At 43.8% G+C, this 13,322-nt stretch carries 12 protein-coding genes; 6 read left to right on the forward strand and 6 right to left on the reverse strand.

Going from position 1 to position 13,322, the window contains the following annotated elements; genetic code table 11:
• From HF312_13410 to HF312_13420, 3 genes are all read left to right on the forward strand, one after another.
• Positions 1 to 1,913 (forward strand): T9SS type A sorting domain-containing protein (locus HF312_13410; GenBank protein ID MCU7521212.1); only part of this gene is annotated, 1,913 nt, incomplete at its 5' end.
• 102 nt (positions 1,914 to 2,015) lie between these two features.
• Complete coding sequence (locus HF312_13415; protein MCU7521213.1) at positions 2,016 to 2,648, forward strand: hypothetical protein; 633 nt, start codon at positions 2,016 to 2,018, stop codon at positions 2,646 to 2,648.
• Positions 2,649 to 2,844: 196 nt separating this feature from the next.
• Positions 2,845 to 3,123 (forward strand): CopG family transcriptional regulator, encoded by a 279-nt coding sequence (locus HF312_13420; GenBank protein MCU7521214.1) that lies wholly within the window; start codon positions 2,845 to 2,847, stop codon positions 3,121 to 3,123.
• A gap of 57 nt (positions 3,124 to 3,180) precedes the next feature.
• On the opposite strand, the gene HF312_13425 is transcribed toward HF312_13420, so the two are convergent.
• Entirely contained in the window at positions 3,181 to 5,361 is a 2,181-nt protein-coding gene (locus HF312_13425; protein MCU7521215.1) for a carbohydrate binding family 9 domain-containing protein, read from the reverse strand.
• A gap of 341 nt (positions 5,362 to 5,702) precedes the next feature.
• Here HF312_13425 and HF312_13430 point away from each other — a divergent pair, with 341 nt between their 5' ends.
• Genes HF312_13430 through HF312_13440 form a run of 3 tightly spaced genes read left to right on the forward strand, consistent with a single transcriptional unit; the run spans position 5,703 to position 8,053 of the window.
• Positions 5,703 to 6,197, forward strand: a complete 495-nt coding sequence (locus HF312_13430) for a hypothetical protein (GenBank protein MCU7521216.1) — start codon at positions 5,703 to 5,705, stop codon at positions 6,195 to 6,197.
• A 3-nt stretch (positions 6,198 to 6,200) separates the two neighbouring features.
• Entirely contained in the window at positions 6,201 to 6,803 is a 603-nt protein-coding gene (locus tag HF312_13435) for a hypothetical protein (protein MCU7521217.1), read from the forward strand.
• Positions 6,804 to 6,817: 14 nt separating this feature from the next.
• Positions 6,818 to 8,053, forward strand: a complete 1,236-nt coding sequence (locus HF312_13440; GenBank protein ID MCU7521218.1) for a hypothetical protein — start codon at positions 6,818 to 6,820, stop codon at positions 8,051 to 8,053.
• Between the two features lie 27 nt (positions 8,054 to 8,080).
• On the opposite strand, the gene HF312_13445 is transcribed toward HF312_13440, so the two are convergent.
• The 5 genes from HF312_13445 to HF312_13465 form a co-directional block, all read right to left on the reverse strand.
• Positions 8,081 to 9,007: a TIGR01777 family protein gene (locus HF312_13445; GenBank protein ID MCU7521219.1), complete on the reverse strand. Its 927-nt coding sequence runs from the start codon at positions 9,005 to 9,007 to the stop codon at positions 8,081 to 8,083.
• A 393-nt stretch (positions 9,008 to 9,400) separates the two neighbouring features.
• Positions 9,401 to 9,652 carry an RNA-binding protein gene (locus HF312_13450; protein ID MCU7521220.1) on the reverse strand — a complete coding sequence of 84 codons (252 nt, stop codon included), beginning with the start codon at positions 9,650 to 9,652 and terminating at the stop codon, positions 9,401 to 9,403.
• Between the two features lie 156 nt (positions 9,653 to 9,808).
• Positions 9,809 to 11,164 (reverse strand): DNA repair protein RadA, encoded by a 1,356-nt coding sequence (gene radA, locus HF312_13455; GenBank protein ID MCU7521221.1) that lies wholly within the window; start codon positions 11,162 to 11,164, stop codon positions 9,809 to 9,811.
• A gap of 88 nt (positions 11,165 to 11,252) precedes the next feature.
• The gene (locus HF312_13460; GenBank protein MCU7521222.1) at positions 11,253 to 11,984 is read right to left on the reverse strand and encodes an ABC transporter ATP-binding protein; all 732 of its coding nucleotides are present in this window, start codon (positions 11,982 to 11,984) and stop codon (positions 11,253 to 11,255) included.
• 154 nt (positions 11,985 to 12,138) lie between these two features.
• On the reverse strand, positions 12,139 to 13,077 hold the full coding sequence (locus tag HF312_13465) for a hypothetical protein (GenBank protein MCU7521223.1): 939 nt from the start codon (positions 13,075 to 13,077) through the stop codon (positions 12,139 to 12,141).
• Positions 13,078 to 13,322: the final 245 nt, after the last annotated feature.

A 13,322-nucleotide genomic window follows, 5' to 3' on the forward strand; every position in this document is an offset into this window, starting at 1 on the left:
TAGCTTTGGCGGAAGTATTTAATCAAAGAGGATTTTTTAGTGATGATCAGGTATCTGGTAATATTTTATCTTACGCAACCTGGTCAGGGAGCAAGTATATAACAGGAAACGTTATAATAAATCCCCGTGCTTTGCTTAATATCTCAGCAAATACGTTTATATTTTTTGCTAATAATGCCTCATTAATTGTAAATGGTAGTCTGCAGGCCAATGGTGCTATTTTTGACTTTGTTAATAAGAATGGCAACAATGGAATAAAGGTATATGGCAATGCAACCATATATTCTTCAACGATAAAAAATGCAAATACAGGCATATATGTTGCCCCGTCTTCAATATTATATCTGAGTAATTCTACAATAGCGGGATGTAATAACGGAATTTCAAATGATCAGGGGGCTATGGGAGTTTATAGTTCTATCTTTACAGGAAATGACAAAGGAATATATAGCATAAATACTAACAATAAAAAAAATTCATTAATTGAACATAATATATTTAGTGGTAATAATATTGGAATATATTTAAATGCTTCATCTCCAAGAATAAACACAAACACATTCTATAGGAACAGTTATGGCATTTATGGCGCCACCAATTCATCCCCATACTTTGGCAATGTTGATGAATCGGGTGACTGCGACTTTATTGATAATACAGTTGCTATTTATGTTGTCTATAATTCAAATCCGGTATTGGGGACTGTTGACTGCATAAATACCGGCGGTAATAATAGATTTTTAAGGAGTTCATTATATCATATTATGACTGATAACAATTGTATAGTTGAAGCTGAAAGCAATTACTGGAATGAACTTAAATTTTCAGGAACAACAATTCATTATGAACCTTATTACCTTATTGATGCTAATGGATACCCACTTGGAACCATGTCTCTAGGTCCTGTAAACCTGTCTCCGGAGGAAAAGTTGTATAATGAAGAAATGAAAAGAGCAGATTCCGTTTCTGCAAATTATGTTTCAGGTAGTTCGGATGTGATAGATGTTGCATCTGATGCAAAAATGGATATTGGTCCACAGTATAATAAATATTGGTCCCTAAAGAAAAGAACGTCATTTCTGCGTAATCTTGTATACTTGCAAAAGTATGATAATGCCCTAAAAATTGGAATAGAGATCATAAGAGAATATCCTGATTCTGCTCTTTCTGTTTATGCACTTGACCTCTTGTGGCAGGCAGGAAGAACGAATTCGGCAAGGTTTAAGGATTTTGAGAAATTCCTGGAAGAGCTTACTAGTAATGATGAAGGAAAATTTCTGCGGGGCAAGTCAGAACTCATGTTAGCTTTATGTGATACATCAAATATTAATGATGCCTTGGATAAAATAACTAGGAAAGTTAAAACAAACAAATTAATTAGAGAAGAGGCTCTAATAGACAAATTTAGTTGCTTATTGAGCCGTTATGAGGATAGGGGAAAAGCCGCTTCAGTATTAAATGAGATAGACACTCAGTTCCCAAATTCGCAAGCATCGAAAATAGGCCATCTGCTTTTTGAAGGTAAGCCTAACGGCATTGATGGGAATATGCTGGAGAAGTCAATCGCTGAAGATGAGAAAGCCTCGGCTGAAGATAATTCACCTGAAACAGTAAGGGAATATGCCCTCGTAGGCAATTACCCGAATCCGTTTAACCCCGAAACAGTAATCCGGTACGCCCTTCCAGAGGAGTCAAATGTGGAACTTAAGATATATAACCTGATGGGAAAGCTGGTAAGGACATTTGCATACGATTCCCAGACTTCAGGCTATAAGAATATCAAATGGAACGGGAAAGATGAAAACGGGAATATGGTTTCAAGCGGCATTTACATCTACAGGCTACAGGCCGTTTCAAATAAGAATCAGGGGAAAATGTTTGTTAGATCAGCCAAGATGATGATGCTGAAGTGATACTGGGTAATTGGTCAATTGTGGCAGGCTGGAGCCTTAATGGCTGCAGCCTGTTAGTAAAAATATAATTCTGAAAAAATAATAATTAACAAATACATTTACATGCCCAGAAAACAATTCTTCCAGACAATACTCATTATCTTTTCTTTTACTATTTCCCTCTGTTCAAGGATTCTGGCCGAAAGTGCCGATTCGACGCTTTATAAGATTAAGATGCATAATGAGGAGATAAAGCGGGCTTCAATGCTTCTGGATATAAATCCCTCAATACTGAAGGCCGTTATCTATACGGAAAGAACGATGAACTATGACTGGGAAGATGAGACTTTTGACAACATACTGGCCCATGCAGGTCTAAACAGCTCTCTCGGCTTCTGCCAAGTAAAGCTTAAGACTGCATATTGGATAGAGCGCCAGGTAAATGACTCCAAAAGCACTTTCTATCCCGGGGATAAGTATAAGGGAATACTGAGGGTGAGTAAAAGTCCGGAAGAAATTATTTCCAAGCTTAACTCCGACTCAAAGAACATTCTTTACGCCGCGGCATACATCAAAATAATGCTTTTAAGGTGGTCTAAGTCAGGATTTTCCATAGATGACAGACCCGAGATTATAGGCACTCTCTACTTTGCCGGGCTTTTTACAAGACAAGGTGAGGAAAGAGAACCCAGGCAAAATCCTCTTGCAAGCCGATACGGCTTGATGGTTAAGGAGAATATTCTTCTGTTCAGGTGAACTGCTTGATTGATGCTAAAAAAGAACCGCAGGCAGATTCATGCAAATTAAGAATCTTCCAGAATTTCATGTGTATTTTCTTTTGAGACAAAGAATCATTTTCCCTTGATTATAGTATTAAATTATTCCCAAGTCAACAGGCAGTCTCTTGCGTTGCTTGCGAAACCATATTTATTTTATGTATGTTTATCTTTAATTGGAGCGGGATACTGGAGAAAGGGGAAACAAATTTATGAAAAAGAAAATAAAATACACTGACGAGAAAATTGGCAGGGTTGAAATAGTTAAGGACTTTCTTCCTTCGCCGGATGAACTTGTCTATAATGAGGATAACGTTAAGGTTACTCTGAACCTGAGCAAATCGAGTGTGGAATTTTTTAAGAAGATTGCCCGTGAGAACGGAAGCCAGTACCAGAAGATTATCAGAAACCTGCTTGACAGCTATTCCAGTCATTATTCAAACCGTAACCGCTGAAGAATTTCCAGGGAGCGGATTTTATTTTCCGCTCCTTAGATTAAAACTTTTTCTTTCTTAAAAATAATACAGGTATTTGATCTTGAAGACCGAGGCTCTATCGGTTACTTTCATTTTGTAGACCGGGAGCTCCTGCCCCATCTCGTCAAGTAAAGGAAGCCTGCTCTGAGATTCATTGTATGCAAAGTATATCCAGCTCTTGGGAAGGAAATTATATGAGAACAAAAATCCCGCTATAAGGCTTTCCAGGCGGTCGGAAGATTTCAGATAAACGTTATCTACATAAAGCCTGAGCGTAAGGTTGTTTACAGGAATAACGGAAACAAAAGGCCTTGTGTTATACGTTATATCCTCCAGGTCACCCGAGGGCTTGTTCTCAATCCACATGTTATAGTCATACCCTAAATTCAGGTTTTTTGTGGCCTTCCATTCAAGAGAATTATTAATGTACATGTATGTAGCCAGATAGTCGCGGCTGAAGTTATAGGTCTTGGAAATGCCTGCCTGCAGGTTTGCCGACCACGAGGGCGAAATATCATACCAGGAGCTGAGACTGAGCTCCTTTGAAGTGTAGTTAATCCCCTCGTCTTTTCTTTGGCCGTAGACACCCGTAAACTCAAAACCCCAGTTGCTCCTCATCTGCAGGTTCCAGCCCACAATTACAGTCCTGTCTGTGTAATTGTCCACTTTTTCATATTCCAGTGCTCCGCCAAGGTAGATGAGCGTAGACTTTGCAAAACCCTCGTCGAAGTAAATTACCGGTCCTGCAATCGTCGTTATCTGTCCGGTTCCTTTCCACGGTACATAGCCCACGTCGCTAATGTCGAAATTTTCTCCTATATATCTACCTCTTGTAAAGAGGAGCCAGGTTTCCTTCATCAGCATAAAGCCTGCAGAAGTGGCATAGTCGCCCGAGCCGTTCTTAAAGGACCTCGCAAACTGATAGGAAAGCTGCCAGTCGGACTCCCTGAAGGCTCCGTCAACGTCAACAACTCCTGAATTGCCGTCTTTTGTACTTTTGTTTACAAGAAGCATTCCGAGCGTGGAGTTGCCCAGGATCTGCTTTTTCACGCGGGCCGCTCCGAAGTATCCGGGCTCTTCCTTACGCAGTTCGCTATCCTCTGTATATTCCTTATCTCCTGACATGGCAAGAAATCCGCCGTACTCCCAGTCTCCTACCCTTCCAAAGGCTTTTGTTCCGGCCAGTATCGGCACCTCGCCTCCGTCGGGGAGCTTCCTGCCTATTCTTCTGGAGTAGAAAAGTTCAAGCGGCTGATAGAACCCCGAACTCGTCTGCTTGCCCGAAGCCATAAAGATCTCGTTTCCCTGCGTGAAGAAGGGACGCTTCTCGTCGAAGTGAGATTCGTACCTTGAAATGTTAAATGAATAAGGGTCGGCCTCTATCTGTGCAAAGTCGGGATTTGCCGTCAGCTGGAATGTAAGGCTGGGAGAAGGATTATAAAATATGTCCAGCCCCGCATCGGGCTTTACCTTGTATTTCCCGTTATCCAGACGTGTCATGTTTGTAAGTCCCACGGGATAGATCTCAAAATTCATGGAAGTGCTTTCAGGGTGTACCTGGTCAAAAATCATGCGGCCGAATTTGGAAATTCTAAGCCCCTCGCTTCTTTCATAGCGGTTCCAGTAGAGGTCTTCTTTTGAAGTTGGTATCCACCGGTCGAAATCAATTCCCCATTCATTTGAATCCTTTGTATAAGAGATTGATCTGTAAGGGATTTTCATTTCAACAACGTAACCCCAGTCGTAGACCTTCGAATCCGAGAACCAGACGCCGTCCCAGTTATAGTCCCTGTTGCGTCCGTCATCAATCATTCGGCAGTCGCTTCTGACTCCGGCTGCTGTAACGCAGAAGCGGTAAGCGGTACGTTTGTCGTTATAGGTATCCAGCATTATTGAAACCAGGTCCCCCTCGTACTGGTCCTGAGTCCCGGAGTTGACCTGTATGCTTCCCGTATTATCGTATGCTACAATGAGGCAGTAAATTGCGTCTTCGGTGGAAAGCACTTTGGCTATGGTTCTTTTCGAGGGCTCCTGCCCGTAGAAGGGCTCCTTCTGGAAATGAATCTCGGCTGAATCAGCAGTATTCCAGGCAGGGTCTATCACGCCGTCTATATTGATCTGCATATCAGTTTTTTTCAGTACAATTCTGTTCTGGCTAAGTCCCGTTGCGAAAGCTGTTTCAAAAAAAATAAATGTCAACAGTAGGAAAGTTCTCATATAAATACCGCCCGTCTGGTTTTTGTAATTGGTTGTCAGTTTTCCGCCCCTCAGATATTTAGACGCGGCATTTTAATCTTTGGTTACAAATTAAATTTGAGCTACAATAATAAAAATTCCGGTACAATTTACCTGTAAAAATTACCGTTTTCTAGCCTTTTATGTTAATATTTTCTCTGAAAGACTCTTAAATGTGTTAAATGTGAAAGTGGCACTTTTCTTGTTGCTTAAATATTTCGAAAAAAGAGTGGAAGGTGTTAACTCTATGGCCCAGGCTGTCGATAATTACGTACTTACATGTAGAACAAAGCTGTTAGAAAAATTATAAGGCGTTTGCGTATATGAATTCGGGTCAGCTGTTTTTGACGATCGGAGGAATGTTTTTGCTTGCCCTGCTGGTGCTCAGGATGAATACAACGTTTATGAGCACGGGGGACGTTATGTACAATACAAAATATGGAGTGCTTGCGGTTTCTCTTGGCACTTCAATGATAGAGGAAGCCAATTCAAAATCGTTTGACTGCAGTACTGATACTAACTCGGTTTCAAGCCTCGCTGCAATTACAGATCCGGCAAGCCTGGGGCCCGAGGCGGGTGAAACTCCCGTCACATTTAACGATTTTGACGACTTCAATAATTATGAAAGAGTGGACTCCACGATGCCAAGCGCGGTTTTTACTATAAGATGCAAAGTGGGCTACATTAATCCGGCAAGCCCGGACGTGTTTGTAAGTCAAAAGACGTGGCATAAAAAAATTCAGGTTACTGTTACAAGCCCGTCGATGCAGGATACTGTAAGGCTTTCGTCTGTATTTAGCTACTGGTTTTTCAGGTGACATATGGGCTTTAGTACACTAATTGACATATTCGGATCGACGATCATTGGAGGTCTGCTTTTCCTGACCCTTCTGAGGCTCAACGAAGCGGCTACACAGAACACTTATACTTTCAGCGGAGAGCTGGAGGTACAACAGAACCTGGTCGCAACTGTGCAGCTTCTGGAATACGACTTCAGGAAAATCGGCTACTGCCAGGACTTTACAAAGATTCCGGTTCCCTCAAAGGCTATTATTGCGGCTGACTCGACCAGCATAAGGTTCTTAAGCGATGTTGCCCCCGAGGACGGCAAGGTCGATACGGTTAAATACTACCTGGGACCCAAAAGCGAGCTTTCAATGACTCCGAATCCCAGGGACAGGATGCTATACCGTGTCATAAATAACGCCCCGCCCCGCGGATCGAACCTGGGGGTGGTGGAGTTCAGGCTTACATATTTTAATTCTCTTGGAGACACGATCCGATTTCCGGTTACAGTCCCGGGCGAGATCTATACAATGCAGATTGACATAAAATGTGAAAATACGTCGGCTTATGACCAGCAGTATTCAAATGCCTTCTGGCGCCAGATACGTCTGGCGGCACGTAATATTCGGAACAGGTAGAGAAGGAGGTTTTAATGGGCGGCAAGGCAAGTATATATATGGTTTTGGGCTTCAGCCTGATTTTTCTGGTTGCCAGCATGAACTACGGGCGCCTTACGGGAAGCGCCGTGGACAATAACGTGGAATATTATAAAAACACCGTCGCCCATAATATTGCCGTCAGCGGTGCTAACATGGCGGCTAATGAGATCTTTTTGGATAAGAATTGGAATGCAGGTTATACAAATCTTCCATTTTCCTCCGGCAAAATTAATGTAACAGTGGAAGATGCGGGCCAGCAAAAGAAAAGAATAACTTCAACGGGCGAGTTTCAGGGCATATCCAAAAAAGTTGTAATACTCCTTCAGCCCAGCGGATTTTCAAAATATGCATATTATACAAATATATTCCCGGGCAACACTTTCCTTGCCACGGGTGATACAATTACAGGGCCTTTTCATACTCAGGGTAAATTGAATGTCAAAGGAAGTCCTGTCTTCCAGGGAAAGGCTTCGGCCAAGAACGGACTGAAGCTGGTGGACAAGAATACATCCCCAAAGTTTTACGGCGGATTCGAAAGCGGAGTAGATGTTCCCCTCAACTGGTCGACCTCCGACACTAAAGCAGCTGCTCAGGCAGGCGGTTATGTCTTTAATGCCGGAGGCGCCGGTAAAGTCGACGTCAGACTGACTTTTAACGGAAACGCAACCGTTACCTACAGCAGAAGATTTGACTCGGGAAGCTGGAACCCTGACACGACAGTATCCCTAAGCGCATTTGCCCCGAACGGCGTTATTTATGTGGAAAAAGGAAACCTCTACCTCAAAGGCGTCGTAAGCGGCAAATATACCGTAATTGCCGACCAGTCCTCAGGTAACGGAACGGGCAACGTTTATATTGAGGATGATATACGATATAAGAGTAATCCGCTTACCAATCCTTCCAGCACCGATATGCTTGGTATTATTTCTTCGAATAATGTACTCATAAGCGATAACCTCGCAAATAGGTTCAATGTAAATATAGACGCCACAATCTTTGCTTATAAAGGCGGTCTTGGTCTCGTAAATGAGTCCATGCCCTATAGCGGCACAATGAAAGTCTTTGGCGGAGTAGTTGAATACCAGGGACGCACGACCGGCGTGTACTCTGGCAACATGATTACAAACGGATACCGCGAAAGGATTATTTTTGATGAACGCCTCATGCTTAACTCGCCGCCATACTTCCCTGCGACCGATAAGTATGAAGTCGTTTCATGGCTGGAATAATTTTCTCTCCCAAGGGTAAGTAAATGCTTACCCTCTTTTTTTTACTATGTCCTTCAGGGCCTCCCCGGCATCCGGAAACTTAAACTTAAAACCCATTTCCATCAGTCTTTTGGGAAGTACAACAGGGGCGTTCGTAATTGTATAGGCGCCTTCACCTACCACCATGTCCAGCGCAAATTCAGGTACCTTCAGCCAGGAAGGCCTGTGCATGGCTTTTCCTATAAGAGATGCAAACTCTTTCATTGTAAGAGGCTTAGGCGAAGTTGCGTTGTACGCCCCAGTCATCTTTCTGTCGTCAATTGCCTTTAGAAAAATACTTACAACGTCATCAATGTGTATCCATGAGAAACCCTGATCGCCCTTGCCCAAAGGGCCGCCTATAAAAAACTTAAAGGGAGTTAACATTTTTTTCAAAGCGCCGCCCTTTCTGTCAAGCACAATTCCAAGCCGGAGGCTCACGCGCCTGATTCCAAATTGTTCTACCATTTGAGCCTCCCCTTCCCAGAGCTTGCAGACTTCGGCAAGAAAGTCCATGCCCGGGTGGTCACTTTCGGTTAAGGGATCTTTTCTTGAAACGCCGTAATAGCCTATTGCGGATGCCGTAACCAGGACTTCAGGCTTCGGGGAGCTTTCGGCAAGTTCACCTGCAAGCATGCGTGTGCCGTCCTGCCGGCTTTTAAGTATCTCCTGCTTGTAGCCTTCATTCCATCTTTTGTCCATTACGGGTGTGGCCGCAAGATGAATAACGGCATCAAGGCCGCTTGCGTAGTCACGGCCTTCAGAGCCTTTTTCTGAATCCCACTTTATATAGGCGCCGGCGCCGGGTAAGGCTTCTTTTGCATGCAGGGGGGAACGGGATAAAACCGTAACTTCATCTCCCCTTTCTACGAGGGCTTTAAGCAGGTGGCCTCCGATCAGGCCGGTTGCTCCGGTTACTGCGACTTTCTTTGCCATAGGCTTCAGATGTCCTTACAGAAAAATTTGTGAAATAGCCTTTAAGGGGAATAGACTTCCCTTTCTCTTAAGATATGATTTATAAAATAAAGATTCTAGATTTATGAAGCTGAATTAATGAAGCTGAACAGGACTTATTCCGCAATAAGGGTTTATTCCGGAGGTGGTAAACGTTTGCGACTATGGGGCATGGTCAATTTGGGCTACAAACTGTTATGACTTTCAGAATCGTACGCCATGTTCCTTTCTGGCACATAATATCCCCTGCACCTTAAGGACGCGCGAAAAAAACGGCTTCTAAGTTCCGGCGCGAATGCTTTTATGTGGTAGAGTTTAAAAATAGAAAAGCACTCATCATTCAGAGTGCTTTACAATGCGAACAATTAAAAACCTTTACTTTTGGGGTTTTGCTTCGTTGACAATGATACTACGACCGTTCAACTGGCTACCATTAAGTGCTTTAATTGCAGCATTTGCATCAGATTCGTTCTCCATTTCAACAAAGCCGAATCCTCTAGATTTACCGGTCTGGCGATCGGTAATTACTTTTGCTGACACGACAGTACCGTAAGATTCAAAAGTTGATTTTAAGGTGGCGTCGGTAACAGCCCAGGGGAGACTTCCCACAAAAAGTTTAGTACTCACGAAAATACCTCTAAAAAAAAATTAATGAAACTAGTTTTGTGCTTTTGGCACCTTTAAATATAATTGGAATTTTCATAAAAGCAAATCAATTTGTAGAAAAAAATACATCGATGACTTTTTTTTCTTCCCATGTGCTTCCGGTCACATTTGGGCCATTTACTGCAGAACTGCGTTGATGGCGCTGGTCAGATTGTCCACCGGAACTACTTTTATGCCCGAGCGCGAGCCTAAAGATTTCATGTTGTTGCGCGGAATAATAATGTTACTGAAGCCCAGTTTTTCGGCTTCCTGTATCCTTTTATCTATGTGGCTGATGCTTCTGATCTCGCCTCCTAAACCCACCTCACCTATCATAACATAGTTGCTGTCAACGTTGCGGTCAAGTAGACTTGACGCTATGCTGCAGCAGACGGCAAGATCCACGGCCGGCTCGTCTATTTTTACGCCGCCCGCCATGTTAAGAAATACGTTTGCCGAAGAAAGCCTTAAGCCCGCCCTTTTCTCCAGAACGGCCAGGAGAATGGAAAGCCTCCTGTAATCGAAGCCTGTAGCTACTCTCTGCGGATTGCCGTAGTTCGATGGCGTAACTAGTGCCTGCACTTCAAGCAGTATCGGGCGCGTTCCTTCCATGCTTGAGGTTACGGCAGAACCTGTTGTCCTGTGGTCGCGCTCACTTAAGAAAATCTCGCTCGGGTTTTTAACCTCTGTAAGCCCCGTGTCGTGCATTTCGAAAATTCCGATCTCATTTGTGCTGCCGAATCGGTTTTTCTGTGCCCTTAAGATTCTGTAGCTGTGGTGGCGCTCCCCTTCAAACTGAAGCACCGTGTCAACAACGTGCTCCAGTATCTTGGGACCCGCAATCATCCCCTCTTTTGTAACGTGGCCAATTAAAATTACAACCTGCTGTGTTGTTTTTGCAATCTTCATCAGCTGTGAGGTGCATTCCCTTATCTGCGTCACCGTGCCGGGCGCATTATCCAGGTCCGACTTGTGCATCGTCTGTATTGAATCTATAATTATAACCCCGGGCTGTATGTCTTCCATGGCACAGACAATATTGTCCATCTCTGTCTCGGCAAGCACATAAAAATTATCCGATTCCACGCCGAGCCTTGAGGCCCTGAGCTTGATCTGACGGTTCGATTCCTCGCCTGTTACATAAAGCACCTTATCCTTGATTTGTGAAGCCGCCTGCATAACGAGCGTGGACTTTCCAATTCCGGGATCTCCGCCTATTAGCACTATGGAGCCGGGCATGAGCCCGCCGCCTAAAACCCTGTCAAATTCCTGGATGTTTGTTCCTACCCTGTCGGACTCAACCGAGTTGATCTCTTTTAGCTTTGAAACCGTGAAGCCTGAACGCCTGACGGACTGTTTCAGCTTTTCTTTTTCCGATTCAACTATCTCTTCTGAAAATGTATTCCACTGCTCACACTCCGGGCAGCGGCCCAGCCATTTGATCGATTCAAATCCGCAGTTTGAGCAGATGAACTTAGTCTTTACTTTAGCCATAAAAATTCTTCTCTATCTTTATTTAACCTTATCTAAATTAAAGGCGCCTTTACCCGAAAATAAAACGCATTAAAGGAGAAATAAATTCCTAAAATCCGGTCCTTTTTATGAAGTTTATTATGATCTGGTCCTCTGACTTTAAGAGCTCGTCGGGTGTTCCGTGGAAGTATATTTTTCCCTCGTGAATGAGCGCCACCTTATCGGCAACATTCTTTACGCTTACCATGTCGTGCGTAACGACAATGGAGGTGACGTTGAGTTTTTGAGAGAGTTCTTTGATAAGATAGTCTATTGAATCAGACATAATCGGGTCAAGCCCCGTGGTCGGTTCATCATAGAGTATATAACCCGGGTTGGTGACAAGAGCGCGTGCAAGCCCGACCCTTTTTTTCATGCCTCCTGAAAGTTCCGCCGGTTTAAGGTGCTGAATATTCGGCAGCCCCACAAGCTCAAGCTTATTTTCCACCAGCGTTCTTACTTCCGAAGGAGAAATGGTGTGGTTGTTTTCCACTATCGGCAGGGCAACATTTTCTCCGACTGTCATTGAGTCAAAAAGTGCAGCCCCCTGAAACAGAAACCCGAATTTACGCCTGATATCGTATAACTGCCTGCCGCTGAGTTCACTGACATTCTGCCCCTCAACTTTAACGTAGCCCTGGTCGGGTGAAAGGAGCCCGACTATATGCTTTAGAAGCACACTTTTTCCGCCGCCGCTTCTGCCTATAATTGCTATGGATTCTCCCGGCGTAATATCCAGGTTGATGCCCTGCAAAACCTGCTTGCCGCCGAAATTTTTATACAGATCCCTGATTTCAATCATAAAGGTAATTCGTCAAAAAAATGTAAACTTATTCCTTAATATAGCTGAATTAAGGGAAATATATTCCTCTTCTTTAAAAAAAAGAAACCCGGAAGCTGTTTCCATTTCCGGGTTCTGTTTTTTCACTTAAAACTTATAACTCAAAACTTAAAACTTAAAAAGTGAACGTCATGCCGATTTTCCAGGTGTCGTAGGTAAGAGGTTCGGCTGAGTTAAAGGGCCAGTTCATTTTCTCACGCCTTAACTGGTAGACTGCATAGGAAACACCGCTCTTAAGAAGGAAGTTGATGATCGGTCCTGCCGCAGGAGAAGAATCCATTACTTCGCCTGCAAACATATCGGCCAGGCCAAGTGCTGCTGCTTCAACGGCAAGGCTTCCCAGCTGCTTCCAGACCAGATAGCGCGGGAAAATGACCGACCTTTCATATCCCGCATTAAGCGTAAAAAGAGGCACAATCTGAAGCTTAACTCCCCCTTCTGTCATGGAGCCGAAGCGGAAGGCGTTGTTAAAAAGATCGAGCCTGTTCTGATCCTCCGCCGTCATTCCCGGAAGAGTGCCCCCTTCGGGCAGGTCCCAGTCAACTCTCGACCAGACGAATGAATTTGAAGTGTAGGGAACTATGGCCGAACTGCCTATCTTATAGCCGTATCCATCCTGAGTGCCGAAACCGAAACGCCAGAGGTCTGAACTGATATCGGAGGCAGTGCCTTTCTTGGAAACGAGATCGGTTGAATTGTTGCTGACAAAAAAGAAACGGTTCCTGTACCTGACTATGTAATCGTCGTAATCTTCCAGACGGCTGTAGCTCAGCCTTAATTCAGCTGAACCCACATTTGCAAAGTCCCTCTGTGAAAGCTTGCCGAAAGATTTGATCCCGACGTTCGAGTTTCCGTAAGTCAATTCAATGGTCGGCTTGCCGCCGAAGCTATGAAACTGCATAAAGCCGTAATCGCGGCCATGGCTGGTTGTACATTCTGTATTATCCTCATCTCCCCAGTCTTCCCAGATGTCCGTCGAGTCTTTCTCCTGGGCTGAAAGCGGCAGAACAAATGCCAGAAGAAATAAAGAAATTAAAAGTGAAGGTTTCAGCATATTTTCTCCGATTTATTAAAATTAAAAGTATAAAAACTTAAATCAAACTGAATGCCAGAATGCATTCAGCCCCCAAATTTCCCGTAACTATAACTTTAGACGCCAGGATTGAAAAAAAGTTACATCCCCGGGCAGCACAGGCTATTCCCGGAAACTATACGAGTAAACAGTTGCTGTTCATTAATTGGGACACTTTATACGTCAGGAACTTGTGAGGGAAAGAGAGGCGGCAGTCCGCCATAAAA

This window comes from Ignavibacteria bacterium (assembly GCA_025612375.1).
In the GTDB taxonomy this organism is placed as follows: domain Bacteria; phylum Bacteroidota; class Ignavibacteria; order Ignavibacteriales; family SURF-24; genus JAAXKN01.